The sequence below is a fragment of the Bradyrhizobium sp. S3.12.5 genome (genome assembly GCF_040548225.1).
Taxonomy (GTDB): Bacteria; Pseudomonadota; Alphaproteobacteria; order Rhizobiales; family Xanthobacteraceae; genus Bradyrhizobium; species Bradyrhizobium cytisi.
The window spans coordinates 226,532-241,553 of record NZ_JBEPRF010000003.1; the positions used below are offsets into that span (position 1 = coordinate 226,532).

The following is a 15,022-nucleotide window of genomic DNA, read 5'->3' on the forward strand; positions in this document are numbered from 1 at the left end:
GGCGGCTTAACTCGCGGCAGCTGCGATTTTGTGACCCGGGCTTTCATGGCTGTGGCCGGTCTCGTCGCTGCGGCTGACCTCCGGCGGCAGCCCGGCAAAGCGCCGCAAGGCTTGAGCCATCTGCATCCGGCCCTGGACGCCGGTGATCACCACGTCGACCATCGGAAAGGACGAGTGGAAATGGCCGCGGGCTTTCAGCTGCTCGACCGGGACGCCGGCGGCCGCCATCGCTTCCGCATAGGCGATCCCCTCGTCGCGCAATGGATCGAACTCGCAGGTGACGACGAAGGCCGGCGGCAGGCCGGCGACCTTGCCGCGCAGCGGCGAGACACGCGGATCGGTGCGGTCGGCCGGCGAGCAGTAGAGGTCCCAGAACCAGTCCATCAGCGATCGCGTCAGGAAGTAGCCGGTCGCATTGTCGTTGTAGGAGGGCCGGTCGAAGCTGCAGTCGGTGACCGGACACACCAGCAGCTGGCCGGCGATCTCGGGCCCGCCGCGGTCGCGCGCGAGCTGGCAGGTGACGGCGGCGATGTTGCCGCCGGCGCTCCAGCCCGCCACCAGCACCGGATCGGGCTTGCCGCCGAGCTCGGCCAGATGCCCGGCGATCCAGCGCGTCGCCGCGTAGCCGTCCTCGGCCGCGGTGGGGAAGCGATGCTCCGGCGCGTGGCGATAGCCGACGCTGACAAAGCTCATGCCGGTTCGCCGCACCATGTCGCGGCAGAACGGCTCGTCCGACTGCTCGTCGCCGAGCACCCAGCCGCCGCCGTGGAAATAGACCACGATCTGATGCGGGCCCGGTGTGGCCGGCTTGTAGACGCGATAAGGCAGCGGGCCATCCGCGCCGGGCAGGGTGCCGTCGGCGATGTCGCCGATCAGCCGTCCCGCAGGCCGGCCCTTGTTGAACTCGTTGACGAAGGCACGCGCGCCGATCGCGCCCATCGACTCGATCGGCGGCAGGTTCAGCGACGCCAGCAGGTTCAGCACCAGCCGCACGTCCGGCTGCAGCCGCACCACCTCGCCGTCATTGCATTGCGCGGCGACGTTGGGGCCGGTGAGCCTGAAGCCGAGCATGCCGCGGCTCGCGACCTCGTCGCAGATGCTGCGATAGGGGCCGACGCCGCCGGTGTAGGGCATCAGGCCCTGCACCTTGCCGGGCACGTTGGCGCCCGTGTACCAGGTGTTGGCGAGCCGGTGCAGCGTCACCATCGAGCAGTCGGCCATGTGCCGGCCCCAGCCGGCTTGCGCCGTCACGGTCGGCTCGATCGTGGTGAAGCCGGCGTCGCGCAATGCGGCGAGGCGGTCGACGACCCAGTCGACATGCTGCTCGATCGAGACCGCCATGTTCGACAGCACCGACGGGCTGCCGGGTCCGGTGATCATGAAGAAGTTCGGGAAGCCCTCGACCGTGAGACCGAGATAGCTCTGCGGCCCCTGCGCCCAGACACCGCTGAGCGACTTGCCGCCGCGCCCCGTGATCGGATGCACGGCGCGGATCGCGCCGGTCATGGCGTCGAAGCCGGTCGCAAACACGATGACGTCGACGTCGACGTTGCGTTTGCCGGTGGTGATGCCGCCTGCGGTGACTGCCTTGATCGGCTCCTGGCGCAGATTGACCAGCGTGACGTTCGGCCGGTTGTAGGTCGCGTAGTAGTTGGTATCGAGGCAGGGACGTTTGGCGCCGAAGGGATGATCGTGCGGCATCAGCGCTGCCGCCGTCTCCGGATCCTTCACGGCCGCCGAGATCTTCTCGCGAATGAGATCGCAGATCAGCTTGTTGCCGTCGAAGTCGACGCCCTGGTCGGCCCAGAGCTGCGTGAGGATATAGACGAGGTCACCCTTGCCCCAGGCCACCTCGAAGCGTTCGCGCCGCTCGGCGTCGCTGAGCTGCCAGCTCACCGCCGTCTGCTGCGGGTAGGGCACGCCGGCCATCGACTGGCGCGCCTGCTCGCGATAGGCCGCGCGGTCGCTCTGGAACAGGTCCCTGCGATCGGCCGGCGAGGGGCCGTTATGCGCAGGCAGCGCGAAATTCGGCGTGCGCTGGAACACGGTCAGATGCGCGGCCTGTTCGGCAATTAGCGGGATCGACTGGATGGCCGACGATCCCGTGCCGATCACGGCGACGCGTTTTCCGGCGAGATTGACGCCGTCATGCGGCCAGCGTCCGGTGAAATAGACCTCGCCCTTGAAATCCCCGACGCCGTCGATCTCCGGCGGTTTTGGCGCGGAGAGGCAGCCGGTGGCCATGATGTAATGGCGGCAGGAGACCGGTGCGCCATTGTCGGTGGTGAGCTGCCAGCGCTCGGCCGTCTCGTCCCACTTGGCTTCGGTGACCTTGGTCTTGAAGCGGATGTCGCGGCGCAGGTCGTAGCGGTCCGCGACGAAGCCGAGATAGCGCAGGATCTCGGGCTGGGTGGCGTATTTCTCCGACCAGGTCCAGACCTTGTCGAGTTCCGGATCGAACGTGTAGCTGTAGTCGATGGTCTGGATATCGCAGCGCGCACCGGGATAGCGGTTCCAGTACCAGGTGCCGCCGACGTCGCCGGCTTCGTCGAGACCGGCGGCGGAGAGGCCGGCCTTGCGCAGGCGATGGAGTAGATAGAGGCCGGCAAATCCGGCGCCAACCACGGCAACATCGACCTGTTGAGCTGTTCCACTCGCCGCCTTGGACTCACGTGCGGCGACCATTGCGTCCGGCATGGTATTCCTCCCGTGTATTTTATTTTGCCGGCAGGCTAGCGCCGCAGGCCCGGCTTGTCATCAGAGCAGGTGCAATCTTCGGTAGTCCCGTTTGCGGCGTCATCGTGGCGGCGCGAAGCTTGCGTCAATGCACGCATCGCGATGCACCATGGCCGTGATTGCCCGGATAATCATGCACGATCCGTCTGTGTATGCTTGCGGCTACAAGCCAGGGCGTCATGACAGAGTTGAGTGAGCGAACCAAAGCCAACATGGACGTCGTCCTGGAGGAGACGTGCCGCCAATTGCCGCATGGCGGCGATCACGACAGCCGCAGGTTCATCGCCGAGCGCCTGATCGAGGCAGCGCGATCCGGCCACTCCACGCTCGGCGAGCTCGGCATCATTGCACGGCGCGCGCTGGCGGAGATTATTGCCAGGGGCGGCTAGCTCCCGCCACAGCGCTTGCCTCACTGCGGGGCTCGGACGTAACCTGCCGGGGAACAATTCGCGCATCGAGATCCCCTGAAGATGCGGTCCCTGCTTGCGTTCATTGCAGCCTTTGCATTGCTCTGCACCGGCAGGGCCGTGGCCCAGCCGGTTGGGCAATTTCCATTTGCGTTGACGCGCGAAGGCCAGATGCTCGGCGCCGTCGAAGGCGAGGTGGCATCGTTCAAGGGGCTTGCCTATGCAGCGCCGCCGGTAGGCAGCCTGCGCTGGCGTCCGCCGCAGGCCTTGCCCGAGAGTTCGGAGATGAGCATGGCCTACGAGTATGGCGCGCCCTGTCTCCAGCCATCGCTGCCGGCCGCGCGCGAAAATTGCCTCACGCTCAACGTGTTTCGTCCCTTCGGCGTCGACGGGCCGCTGCCGGTGATGGTGTTCATCCATGGTGGTGGTTTCGTTAAGGGCACCGCCAATGATCCACTGTTCGATGGTGCGAGGCTCGCGCAGGCCGGGCTCATCGTGGTCACCGTGAATTATCGTCTCGGTGCGCTCGGCTGGCTGACGCATCCCGCGCTGTCGGACGGCGGCTCCGGCAATTTCGGCCTGATGGACCAGATCGCGGCGCTGCGCTGGGTGCATGAGAACATCGCGGCCTTCGGCGGCGATGCGAACAACGTGACGCTGTTCGGCAACGATGCCGGCGCAACGTCGATCGCACTGCTGATGCTGTGCGCGCAATCCCGCAATCTCTTCCAGAAAGCCATTCTGCAATCGATGCCCGGCCGCACGCGCCTACCGTCGTCGCAGGGGGCCGAGACCGCAGGCCGGCAATTTGTCGCCGCGCTCGGGCAACAGGCGGATCTGCGCACCGTCGAACCGGCGCGTCTGCTTGCTGGTGAGAAGCGTCTGCTGGAGAAATCGCCGCGCAGCTTTATGCCGGCGATGGATGGAGATCTGGTGACAGAAGACATTGCCGCGGGATTTGCGGCAGGACATGAGAGCCGCATTCCCCTGATCATCGGCTCGAACGACGACGAGACGCGTTACGACAGCGAGTTAGAGGTCAAGGAGATGCTGTCCGCGTCGGGCGAGAGCATCGACGAGCTGCGCAAGCTCTATCCCGATGCCGCAAGGTCCTCAGACGTTGCGGCGAGCTTCTACACCGACAAGGTCTTCTCCGAGCCGGTGCGAATGCTCGCCCGGCTTCATGCCGCGACCGGCGCGCCGACCTTCCGCTACCGCTTTGCCTATGTGCCGGAAGGCAGGCGCGGCAATCCCGACGAAGGCCATGGGCGCGAGCTGCAGTTCATCTTCGGCGTGGAGGGCGTGCCCGGTGCGGGCATCTTCTCGCGACGCGACCGCGAGGTCGCAAACCGCATGCGGGCCTACTGGATCAACTTCGCCAGGAGCGGCGACCCCAACGGCGCAGAGCTGCCGCATTGGGATGCTGCCGCGGACCGCGACCATCTGTTGCTGATCGCCAATGATCGTACCGCGAGCGGCGACGACCCTTGGGGAGAGCGTCTGGACCGGCTCGCAGGCGAAAGCAAAAAATGAGTTGGACTTAGGCCGCGAGCTCGACGCGCGGCGCCGGGCTCAGCCGGTCTTCTTCCAGATAGTCCATCGCGCCGTCCTTCTCGACGGCATAGAACTGCTGGCCTTCCCTGGACCGGTAGGCGGCGCGAACGATGCCGCGGCGTCCCTTGTCACTGTTGACGACGTCCCCCAGCGCAAACTTCCTCATCTCACGTCTCACTTGTCTTCTGACCGTTCCTTCGGCCACGGTTGGATTGTGGGCGGTAAATCGTTAACGGCTTGCTAACCATACCGGTTTGCCTATGCTCGCCGCCGTTCGCGCGGGCCGTTCGCACGCGCATGTTGTGAAACAGGCGAGCCGACATCCATGACGCGATTACCGACCTTGTTTTTGTCGCACGGCGGCGGCCCTTGGCCGTTTATGGAAGACAGGCGAGTGCAATATGCCAAGACGGCTGCTGAGTTCGGCCGTTTGCCGCAGCTTCTTCCCGAGCGGCCGAAGGCGGTGCTCGTCATCACCGGCCATTGGGAGGCCGACGCCTTCACCGTGTCGACGTCGGCGCATCCGCCGATGGTGTACGACTATTACGGTTTCCCCGAGCATACCTATCACATCACATATCCGGCGCCGGGCCAGCCCGAGCTCGCTGCGGAGGTGAGCGCGCTGCTCAAGCACGCCGGCCTCCATTGCCGGGAAGATCCCAATCAGGGGTTTGACCACGGCACTTTCGTGCCGCTCGGCCTGATGTATCCGAACGCCGACATGCCGATCGTGCTGCTGTCGCTGAAGTCGAGCTACGACGCGGCCGAGCACATCAGGGTCGGGCAGGCGATCGCCTCGCTCCGCGACGAGGGCATTCTGATCGTCGGCAGCGGGCTCACCTATCACAACATGCGCGGTTTTGGCCGCGCGGAGTCCAAGCCCGTCTCGTATGATTTCGAAGCCTATCTGAACGAGGCGATCAGCAACCCGGATGCGGCCCGCCGCAACGCGATGCTGGTCGACTGGGAGAACGCGCCGAGCGCACGTCTCGCCCATCCGCGTGAGGATCATTTGCTGCCGCTGATGGTGACGGCAGGCGCCGCCGGCAGCGACGTCGGCAAGCGCGTCTTCGTCGACGAGGTCGCAAGCGTCGCGATGGCGTCGTATGTGTTTGGATGATTTTCGCAGGGCGGATTACGCTTCGCTAATCCGGCCTACGCATTGCGCCCGCGGGATGCCACCAGGTTGCGATAGAGCGTCGCGTACTCGCCCGCCCGGTTGCGCCAGGAGACGTCGGTCGCAAGGCCCGCGAGCTGCAATTGCCGCCACGCGGACTTGTCATGGAAGGTGAAGCTCGCGCGCCCCAGCGCTGCCGAGAGATTTGCCGATGTCACGGGCCCGAATGTGAAGCCGGTCGTCTCGTTCACGGTATCCGCGAGGCCGCCCACACGCGACACGATCGGCACGGCACCATAGCGCAGGGCGCAGAGCTGGGTCAGCCCGCACGGCTCGAACCGCGACGGCACAATCAGGGCGTCAGAGCCGGCCTGGATCAGATGCGCGAGCGCCTCGTCATAGCCGATCACGGCCGCAATCCGGCCCGGATGTCCGCGTGCGGTTCCCTGGTAGCGATCCTGCAGTTCGGCATCGCCGCTGCCGAGCAGCGCCAATTGCATCCCATCGCCCAGGATGGTGGGCATGGACTCCAGCAGCAGATCGAGCCCCTTCTGCCACGACAGGCGGCTGATGACGCCGAGCAGCAGCGCATCCGGCCGCGGATCGAGGCCGAGCCGCTGCTGCAGCGCCGCCTTGTTGGCCGAACGAAACGACAGCTCCTCGGCGCCGAACCGATAGGCGATATGCGGATCGGTTTGCGGATTCCACACTTCGGTGTCGATGCCGTTAAGGATGCCGCTCAGCACGCCGGCGCGCTCGCGCAGCAAGCCGCCGAGCCCCATGCCGCCTTCGTCGCTCTGGATTTCATGCGCGTAGGTCGGCGACACCGTGGTGATGCGATCGGCCAGCTGCAGGCCGGCTTTCAAAAAGCTGATGCCGCCGAAATATTCGAGGCCGTGGACGTCGAACGACGCATGCTGGGGCAAGCCGATCGCGCCCGCGAGCGTGCGGTCGAACTTGCCTTGATAGGCCATGTTGTGAATGGTCATGACGGTGCCGGGGCGCGCCCCGCCATCGTAGTGCAGATAGGCCGGTGCCAGCCCGGCCTGCCAGTCATGGGCATGCACGACATCGGGCACGAAGCTTGCGACGAGACCGTGGCCGATATCGGCTGCAATGCGCGACAGCGCGGCGAAGCGTATGCCGTTGTCCGGCCAGTCGGTGCCTTCGGCGGTGACGTAGGGGTTGCCCGGCCGCGCGTAGAGATGCGGCACATCGAGCACGAACAGGTCGAGCCCGTCGTGCGAGCCGGCAAGCAACCGGCCCGGCCCGCCGAAATAATCCGGCCAGCGCCGGATTTCATCCGCGCCCGCGAGCAGCCGCATCACGTCCGGGTAGCCCGGCATCAGCGTGCGCATCTCGACGCCGTGCCCCTTCAGCGCGACCGGCAGCGCGCCGGCGACATCCGCGAGGCCGCCGGTCTTGACGATGGGGTAGACTTCAGAAGCGACCGCGAGGACGCGAACAGGCGTCATGTATTGAGCCTGTCGATCATCGTCTGGGTGATCAGCGTGATGCCCTGCTCGGTGGTCCGGAATCGCTTGGCGTCGAGCTCGGGATCCTCGCCGACGACAAGTCCTTCCGGAATCTCGATGCCGCGGTCGATCACGACGTTCTTCAGCCGCGCGCCGCGCCCGACGTGGACGTAAGGCATGATCACGGCGTTCTCGACATTGGCATAGGAGTTGATGCGCACGCCGGTGAACAGCAGCGAGCGGCGCAGCGAGGCGCCGGAGATGATGCAGCCGCCCGAGACAAGCGAGCTGACGGCGTAACCGCGCCGACTCTCCTCGTCGTGGACGAATTTCGCGGGCGGCGTGATCTCCGAATAGGACCAGATCGGCCAGGCGCGGTCGAACAGATCGAGCTCCGGCACCACGTCGGTGAGGTCGATATTGGCGGCCCAGTATGCATCAACCGTTCCGACATCGCGCCAGTAGGAGCGCGGTTCGGTGCCGGTGCGCACGCAGGAGGTCGAGAACTGATGCGCGATGGCGCGGCCGTTCTTGACGATGTAGGGGATGATGTCCTTGCCGAAATCGTGGTTCGAGTTGGGATCCTCGGCGTCGCGCTTGAGCTGGTCGAACAGGAATTTCGAGTCGAACACGTAGATGCCCATGCTGGCGAGCGAGACATCCGGCTTGCCCGGCATCGGCGGCGGATCCTTGGGCTTCTCGAGGAACTGCTGGATCCAGCCGTTCTCGTCGATATGCATGATGCCGAAGCCGCTTGATTCCGCGCGGGGCATTTCGAGGCAGCCGACCGTGACGTCGGCGCCGCTGTCGACATGCTGCCGCAGCATCACCTCGTAATCCATCTTATAGATATGATCGCCGGCGAGCACCACGATGAAGCGAGCGTTGTGCGACTCGATGATGTCGATGTTCTGGTAGATCGCGTCCGCCGTGCCGACATACCACATGCTCTCCGAGACGCGCTGGCTCGCAGGCAGGATGTCAAAACTCTCGTTGCGCTCGGGACGGAAGAAGTTCCAGCCCATCTGAAGATGCCGGATCAGGCTGTGCGCCTTGTACTGGGTGGCGACCGCGATGCGGCGGATGCCGGAGTTGACCGCGTTCGACAGCGCGAAATCGATGATGCGGGATTTGCCGCCGAAATAGACCGCGGGCTTGGCGCGCCGGTCGGTCAATTCCAGCAGCCGGCTGCCGCGACCACCGGCCAGGACAAACGCCAAAGCCTGGCGGGCAAGCGGCTCATTTCCGGCGGCACTCATGTCATCCTCCCACTCGTCCGGCGCAAGCTCGGGCTCTCGCGAAGTGCCTTCCGGCCGCGCACCATTGGAACCGATAGTAACGGTACGAATAGTAAATCGGGAAGGTGCTTGTTGGTTGCGAACACATGGAAAGCTTAACGCTTTGCCGCCGATCTCAACTCTCCCGCGCCGTCGTCCCGGTGTCATCTCGGCATCGCGGATGATCACATTTCAGGCAGGTCCGGCATCTTGTGCGCTGCACGCAAGCTCGAGGCTTTGACTTAACGCTGGGATGCCTGAATCATGGCGCCCGGATCACTTTCCAAACCGAAACGTCAGTCAGGAGGTGAGACGATGACGATCTGGAAAACGGCAATTGCCTGTTCGCTCACGGCTGCGGTCGTGGCTGGCCATTTGGGGCAGGCGACAGCGGCCCCGCTGCCGACCAATGTCGCGACCATGAAGGCCGCGGCCGGCGATGACGTCACGCCGGTCTACTGGCGTGGCCGCGGCTTTGGATGGGGGCTCGGCGGCCTCGCTGCCGGCGCGATCATCGGCGGCGCCATCGCCAGCGGCGGTCCCTACGGCTATTACGGCGGTGGGCCGTACTATGGCTATGGATATCCGGGACCGGACTACGGCTATGCGCCGGCCTATTACGGTTACGGCTACGGGCCGGCCTATCCGCGATACTATCGGCCCTACCGTCCGTATTACGGCTACTACCGTCCGCGCCCGTATTACGGCGGGTACTGGTAAGAGCTTTTTGCTTGAGCATATGATCTTTCGGAAAACCGCCTCACACTCTTCCGGATCATGCTCCTAGAGCGACAGCCACACGATCAAGCTCATGCAGGCGAGATGGGCGAGCACGATTGCGGCGAGATGCAGCGGGCCGGCTTTGAGACGCAGCCTGCGCATCTCGCCGCCTCCGCGCTAGTTCGATCCTGCGGCCGCGGCGGTGAAGCTGCGGTCGACGGCTTTGCTGACGTCGAGCGTCTTCGGCAGGATGCCGTAGCGCGTCGAACGGTTGGATGCTTCCTGCACCTCCTTCACGACGTTTTCGTCGATCGGAATCGGGCTGGTGCGCTGCGCAGCGTAGGCCGACAGCAGCACGTCCTCGGGCAGCTTGGTCAGCTCGGCCGTGCTCCTGGCATATTCGTCGAGGTGATCCAGCGACCAGAGCCGCGCCTTGTTCAGCCGCTGCACGAGGTCCTGCACCGCCGCGCGCTTGGTGGCGATGGCGCTGTCGGAGGCGACGATGAAGGTGATGGTCGGCGTCAGGCCTTCGCCGTCGGCTATCACGCGCGCCTTGTCCTTTAGCGTTGCGAACGAGACATAGGGCTCCCGCACCGCCCATGCGTCGATCGAGCCGGCCACCAGCGCGACCTTGGCATCGACGGGGCCGAGCGGCGCGAAGGTCGCATCCTCGATCCTGATCTGTGCTTTCTCCAGCGTCGCGTCGATCAGGAACTGTCCCCAGCCGCCGCGCGTGCCGGCGAGGCGTTTTCCTTTGAGGTCGGCGGCCGATTTGATCGGCGAATCCTGGCGCACCAGGATCGCTTGCGTTTTCGCGTCCGACCTGGTGCCGCCGATCGCCTTGATCGGCGCACCGGCGGCGTAGACCGTCAGGAAGGAGAGATCGCCGGTGTAGCCGACGTCGAGCGCGCCGGCGTTGAGCGCTTCCAGTATCGGCGCGGCCGCCGGGAATTCCGACCATTCGATCTTGTAGGGCAGGTCTTTCGCAAAGCCTGAAATCTCCAGCAGCGAGCGGTTGCCGCCCTTCTGGTCGCCGACGCGGAGCACGGCCGTGTCGGCCGCGAACGACGCCGCCGCCGTCGACAAGGTGACGGCGGCAGCAAACAGCGAGAATGCCAACCGGCGCGTGATGGAACGATCGTGGGAATTGATGCTCATGTGGCCTGTCTTGTTGATCTGTCTTTTTTGCCCTGCTCACGACGCGCGAGCGAACGATGCAGCTGGACGATCAAGTCTATGAGCGCGCGATGCGCAGTCAATGAAATGGCCAACCGTATTGCGCGCGCGCCGGGCAAGGACGTTTCAGCGAATGACCGCTTTCGAGAACACGCCGTGCACGCGCACGAAATCGCGCGCAAATGATGCGGGTGACGGAGTCGTGATACGAAGCGCGGGCCGGTGCTTCGGCGAAAATCGTTTCATCGTTCTCGCGCGCGCCGGTGGAGAGAATGTCTTCGCTTCGCGCAACATTCGAAATTCCATTTCATTGACGGTGCGAGGAACGCGCCGCATGATTTGCGCATCGCATCAACGCGGCGCGCGAAGCGCCGACGGGAAGATTTTCTCTCAACGCAGCTCCGCAGGGAATGTGCGCAACGCGAACCGTTGTACATGCGGCGGAGCCATGCCAGCGCAGGAGCCAGAGGCCGATGAACAACGACAACAAGCGCGGTGGATCGGGGCTCGACCGGCGCCACTTGCTCCAGGCGGGGCTTGCGGCGGCCTTCGCCGCGCCGCTCGGTGCGCTAGGCGCGCAGGCCTTTGCGCCGCAGGCGATCGGATCCGGCGTCGACTTCTCGGAGTTCCCGCTGTGCCGGACGGCGTCGGATGGCCCGGTGCTGTCAGGCGCGCCGCGCAAGCTGAAACTGTCGTGGAATGCCGGCGCGGTCTGCCTCGCGCCGCTGCCGGTCGCGATCGAGCACGGCTTCTTCCAGAAGCAGAATCTCGACGTCGAGCTCGTCAACTATTCCGGCTCGACCGATCAGCTGCTCGAGGCGATCGCCACCGGAAAGAGCGACGCCGGTCTCGGCATGGCGCTGCGCTGGCTGAAGCCGCTGGAGCAGGGCTTTGACGTCAAGATCGCCGCCGGCACCCATGGCGGCTGCATGCGCGTGCTGAGCCGCGCCGATTCCGGCGTGACCAAGCTTGCCGATCTCAAGGGCAGAAGCGTCGCCGTCGGCGATCTCGCCGGGCCCGACAAGAATTTCTTCTCGATCCAGCTTGCAAAACTCGGCATCGATCCGAACAAGGACGTCGACTGGCGTGCCTATCCCGGCAACCTCCTCAACGTCGCGGTCGAGAAGGGCGAGGTGCAGGCCTTCCTGTCAGGCGATCCGCTGGCCTATCTCTGGCTGAAGGACACCCAGTACAAGGAGGTCGCCTCCAATCTCGACGGCGACTATCGCGACAAGAGCTGCTGCATCGTGGGCCTGCGCGGCAGCCTGGTGCGCGAGGAGCCGCAGGTCGCCCGCGCCATCACCCAGGCGCTGCTCGACGCCGCGATGTTCACCTCGCAGAACCCGTCGCTGGCGGTCAAGTCGTTCCAGCCCTACGCACCGAAGGCGGCAACGCTCGCCGATATCGAGGGCATGGTGCGCTACCACACGCATCATCATCACCCCACGGGGGAGGTGCTGAAGCGCGAGCTCAAGGCTTATGCCGACGATCTCAAGAGCGTGCAGGTCTTCAAGCAGAGCACCGACACGACCAAATTTGCGGAGCGCATCTATGTCGACGTATTCTCTGTCTGACGGGCTCGCGTCCGGCGCGCCGCGCACCTCGCACGCGCCGTGGCTTGCGACCTGGGTCCAGGAATCCGGTGCGGGCGTGGCCGCCAGCGCCGCCTGGATCGCCTTCGGTCTCTCCTGCCTGTGGTGGAAGGACGTCGGCGACTGGTCGCGTACGCATTCGCTCGGCATCGCCGCCTTCGTCATCGCCGCCATCGCCCTGTTCGGGACCGTCGGCGCGGACTATCTCGGCCCGGCCGGCCGGGCCCTGCGCCAGCGCGCGCCGTGGCTTATCGCGCTCGGAGCTTTCCTGACCTTGTGGGAGGTCGCGACCGCCAAATTGGCGTGGCTGCCGCTGCCGTTCTTTCCGCCGCCGCAATCCATCATCGAGGTCTATACCGACGATCTGCCAAAGCTGCTCGACAGCGTGTTCGCCTCGGTCAAGCTTCAGCTCGGCGGTTATCTCATCGGCGCCACAATCGGCTTTTTGACCGGCGTCTCGATCGGCTGGTCGCGTGCTGTCGGCTATTGGGTGCATCCGGTGCTGCGCTTCATCGGCCCGCTGCCGGCGACCGCCTGGCTGCCGATTGCCTTCTTCACCTTTCCGTCGAGCTGGAGTGCTTCGACCTTCCTGATCGCGCTGGCCAGCGGATTCCCCGTCACGGTGCTGACCTGGTCGGGCGTCGCGAGCGTCAGCACGGCCTATTACGACGTCGCGCGCACGCTCGGCGCAAAACCGTCCTTCCTGGTGCTGAAGGTCGCGATCCCCGCGGCGCTGCCGCATGTCTTCGTCGGTCTGTTCATGGGGCTCGGCGCGTCCTTTGCCGTGCTGGTCGTTGCCGAGATGATCGGCGTCAAGGCCGGGCTCGGCTGGTACCTGCAATGGGCGCAGGGCTGGGCGGCCTACGCCAACATGTATGCGGCGCTGATCGTGATGTCGCTGCTCTGCTCCGGCGCGATCACGCTGCTGTTTGCGATCCGCGACCGCCTGCTGGTCTGGCAGAAGGGGACCGTGAAATGGTAGAAGCTGCTTTCGCCGAAGCGATCGCGCATGCGGCCGCAGGCGCCGCCCTCGACATCGAGCAGGTCAGCCACGCCTTCGACATCGACGGCGCCGAGCTCCCCGTGCTCAGCGAGGTCAGCATCGCCGTCGAGCCCGGCGAGTTCGTCGCGCTGCTCGGGCCGTCCGGCTGCGGCAAGTCGACCTTGCTGCGGCTTGTCGCCGGCCTGGACAAACCCAAAGCGGGAACGCTGCGCGAGGACGAGGTCCGCATCAGAAGTCCGCATCCGTCACGCGTCGTTGTGTTCCAGGACCCGACGCTGTTTCCCTGGCGCACGGTCTGGGACAATGTGGCGCTGGGGCTGGAAGCCCAGGGCATTTTGAAGAGCCAGCGCCACCGCGTCGATGCCGCGCTCGATCTCGTCGGGCTATCGGACTTCCGCACCGCCTATCCGCATCAGCTCTCCGGCGGCATGGCGCAGCGCGTCGCGCTGGCGCGTGCGCTGGTCAACGATCCCAAAATCCTGATCCTGGACGAGCCGCTGGGAAAATTGGACTCGCTGACCCGCATCACCATGCAGGCCGAGCTGGTGTCGCTGTGGCAGCGCAAGGGTTTTACCACGCTCCTTGTCACGCATGATGCCGAGGAGGCGCTGGTGCTCGCCAACCGCGTCATCGTCTTCAGCGAGCGTCCCGCGCGCGTGAAGGCCGACATCCGCGTCGACCGGCCCTATCCGCGTCATCGCGGCGACCCGTATCTGGCCGATCTGCGCCGCCAGATTCTTGGCCTCCTGGGATTGGATGCCACATGGTGACGTCCGCAGCCAAAGGGCGCACAGCCCATAGCGAACCCGACTACATCGCGCGTGCTGAGGCCCTGGCCGAAGGCTTTGCTGCGCGTGCGGCCGAGCATGACCGCACCGGCAGTTTTCCGTTCGAGAACTTTCGCGAGCTCTCGGAAGCAGGCCTGCTGTCGCTGACCGTGCCTGCGGCGTTCGGCGGTGCCGGCGCGGGCGCGCGATATGCCGCGCGCGTGCTCGGTATCGTCGGCAAAGCCTGCTCGTCGACGGCGCTGGTGCTGTCGATGCATTACATCAATCATCTGGTGATGGCGCGAAGCCCGTTCTGGCCGATACGGCTGTCGCGCAAGCTCGCACAGGAAACCGTCGAAGGAATCGCGCTCGTCAATGCGCTCCGCGTCGAGCCCGAGCTTGGCTCACCCGCGCGCGGCGGCTTGCCGGCGACGATCGCGCGGCGCACCGAGACCGGCTGGCGCCTCACCGGCCACAAGATCTATTCGACCGGCTCGCCGATCCTGAAATGGTACCTGGTCTGGGCTCGCACCGACGAGGCCGAGCCGCGTGTCGGTCAGTTCCTGGTGCCGGCGGGGCTACCGGGCACCCGTATCGTCGAGACCTGGGATCACCATGGGCTGCGCGCCAGCGGCAGCCATGACGTCATCTTCGACGACGTCGTGATCCCGCTCGATGCCGAGGTCGATGTCCGCAAGCCCGCAGACTGGCGCGCGCCGGACGTTGCGCAGGCGACCGTCCACACCATCTTCGTTGCCGCGATCTATGACGGCATTGCGCGTGCGGCGCGCGACTGGCTGGTGACCTTCCTGAAGACGCGGGCGCCGGCCAGTCTCGGCGCAGCGCTGGCGACCTTGCCGCGCGCCCAGGAGATCCTCGGCGGCATCGAGGCGCGGCTTGCGGTCAACGCACGTTTGATCGGGAGTTTCGCCTCCGATTTCGACGACGGCTTGCAGGTCAGCGCGGTCGAGTCCAACATCATCAAGCTGACGGTGACCAATAATGCCGTGGCCGCAGTGGAGGACGCCTTGTCGCTGACCAGCAATCATGGCCTGTCGCGCAAAAATCCGCTGGAGCGGCATTACCGTGACGTGCTCTGCGGCCGCGTCCACACGCCACAGGACGACAGCACGAAAAGCTCCGCCGGGCGCATCGCGCTCGGCATCTGACCAATCAACCTGTTCAATCAACATATGGA

Annotated in this window: 13 protein-coding genes; 8 read left to right on the forward strand and 5 right to left on the reverse strand. The window is 65.5% G+C overall.

Features of this window, described 5'->3' with window-relative positions; translation table 11 throughout:
• Positions 1-6 precede the first annotated feature (6 nt).
• Positions 7-2,697 (reverse strand): flavin-containing monooxygenase, encoded by a 2,691-nt coding sequence (locus tag ABIC09_RS05160; protein WP_354108595.1) that lies wholly within the window; start codon positions 2,695-2,697, stop codon positions 7-9.
• Positions 2,698-2,888: 191 nt separating this feature from the next.
• Here ABIC09_RS05160 and ABIC09_RS05165 point away from each other — a divergent pair, with 191 nt between their 5' ends.
• Entirely contained in the window at positions 2,889-3,125 is a 237-nt protein-coding gene (locus tag ABIC09_RS05165) for a hypothetical protein (RefSeq protein ID WP_354034120.1), read from the forward strand.
• A gap of 81 nt (positions 3,126-3,206) precedes the next feature.
• Positions 3,207-4,676, forward strand: coding sequence for a carboxylesterase/lipase family protein (locus ABIC09_RS05170; protein ID WP_354108596.1), 1,470 nt, complete (start codon positions 3,207-3,209; stop codon positions 4,674-4,676).
• Between the two features lie 7 nt (positions 4,677-4,683).
• Here the strand turns inward: ABIC09_RS05170 and ABIC09_RS05175 are convergent, their stop codons facing one another.
• The gene (locus tag ABIC09_RS05175; protein ID WP_354034117.1) at positions 4,684-4,863 is read right to left on the reverse strand and encodes a hypothetical protein; all 180 of its coding nucleotides are present in this window, start codon (positions 4,861-4,863) and stop codon (positions 4,684-4,686) included.
• 159 nt (positions 4,864-5,022) lie between these two features.
• Between ABIC09_RS05175 and ABIC09_RS05180 the strand changes: the two genes are divergently transcribed.
• Positions 5,023-5,817, forward strand: a complete 795-nt coding sequence (locus tag ABIC09_RS05180) for a DODA-type extradiol aromatic ring-opening family dioxygenase (protein ID WP_354108597.1) — start codon at positions 5,023-5,025, stop codon at positions 5,815-5,817.
• Between the two features lie 35 nt (positions 5,818-5,852).
• Here ABIC09_RS05180 and glgA read toward each other — a convergent pair whose 3' ends face one another.
• Together glgA and glgC are read right to left on the reverse strand one after the other, a co-directional pair.
• A complete protein-coding gene (gene glgA / locus ABIC09_RS05185; RefSeq protein WP_354108598.1) occupies positions 5,853-7,289 on the reverse strand; it encodes a glycogen synthase GlgA in 1,437 nt (478 codons plus the stop codon).
• Positions 7,286-8,548: a glucose-1-phosphate adenylyltransferase gene (glgC, locus tag ABIC09_RS05190; protein WP_354108599.1), complete on the reverse strand. Its 1,263-nt coding sequence runs from the start codon at positions 8,546-8,548 to the stop codon at positions 7,286-7,288. The genes glgA and glgC overlap by 4 nt, the downstream gene beginning before the upstream one ends.
• Positions 8,549-8,881: 333 nt before the next feature.
• Between glgC and ABIC09_RS05195 the strand changes: the two genes are divergently transcribed.
• Positions 8,882-9,286: a hypothetical protein gene (locus ABIC09_RS05195; protein WP_354108600.1), complete on the forward strand. Its 405-nt coding sequence runs from the start codon at positions 8,882-8,884 to the stop codon at positions 9,284-9,286.
• Between the two features lie 177 nt (positions 9,287-9,463).
• Here the strand turns inward: ABIC09_RS05195 and ABIC09_RS05200 are convergent, their stop codons facing one another.
• Complete coding sequence (locus tag ABIC09_RS05200; RefSeq protein WP_354108601.1) at positions 9,464-10,444, reverse strand: ABC transporter substrate-binding protein; 981 nt, start codon at positions 10,442-10,444, stop codon at positions 9,464-9,466.
• Between the two features lie 491 nt (positions 10,445-10,935).
• Here ABIC09_RS05200 and ABIC09_RS05205 point away from each other — a divergent pair, with 491 nt between their 5' ends.
• Genes ABIC09_RS05205 through ABIC09_RS05220 form a run of 4 tightly spaced genes read left to right on the forward strand, consistent with a single transcriptional unit; the run spans position 10,936 to position 14,993 of the window.
• The gene (locus ABIC09_RS05205) at positions 10,936-12,036 is read left to right on the forward strand and encodes an ABC transporter substrate-binding protein (RefSeq protein ID WP_354108602.1); all 1,101 of its coding nucleotides are present in this window, start codon (positions 10,936-10,938) and stop codon (positions 12,034-12,036) included.
• Entirely contained in the window at positions 12,014-13,036 is a 1,023-nt protein-coding gene (locus ABIC09_RS05210) for an ABC transporter permease (protein WP_354108603.1), read from the forward strand. Before ABIC09_RS05205 ends, ABIC09_RS05210 begins: the two co-directional genes overlap by 23 nt.
• A complete protein-coding gene (locus tag ABIC09_RS05215) occupies positions 13,030-13,827 on the forward strand; it encodes an ABC transporter ATP-binding protein (protein WP_354034104.1) in 798 nt (265 codons plus the stop codon). Before ABIC09_RS05210 ends, ABIC09_RS05215 begins: the two co-directional genes overlap by 7 nt.
• Positions 13,821-14,993: an acyl-CoA dehydrogenase family protein gene (locus ABIC09_RS05220; protein ID WP_354108604.1), complete on the forward strand. Its 1,173-nt coding sequence runs from the start codon at positions 13,821-13,823 to the stop codon at positions 14,991-14,993. The genes ABIC09_RS05215 and ABIC09_RS05220 overlap by 7 nt, the downstream gene beginning before the upstream one ends.
• The last annotated feature ends 29 nt before the right edge of the window (positions 14,994-15,022 follow it).